Below are 239 nucleotides of genomic sequence, written 5' to 3'. Positions count from 1 at the left end.
CCAAGAGCGAAATCGCGGAGGTCGCGCCGACCGCCGGCACCCCGCGCCGCACGATCCTGCTGGAGTCCGCGGGCGGCGACGCCCCCGCCGCCGAGGGCGCGCCCGCGCCGCGGGCCGGCCGGTCCGCCGCCCCCGCGCTGTCGCTCGAGGTCGAGGACTCCCCCTGCTACGCGCTGCTGTCCGCGACCGGCCTGGTCCCGCGCCCCGGCAGCACCGTCGGCGCGCCGCGGCCCGCGCCC

The 239-nt window shown here is 82.8% G+C and carries 1 protein-coding gene; it reads left to right on the top strand.

The features are described 5' to 3' along the window. Positions 1–239, top strand: a 239-nt coding sequence (locus KVT14_RS21245; protein ID WP_217617377.1) for a hypothetical protein, incomplete at both ends; no start/stop codon positions are given.

The organism is Cellulomonas sp. GbtcB1, assembly GCF_019091725.1.
Taxonomy (GTDB): domain Bacteria; phylum Actinomycetota; class Actinomycetes; order Actinomycetales; family Cellulomonadaceae; genus Cellulomonas.
This window is presented reverse-complemented; position numbering and strand designations above follow the sequence as displayed.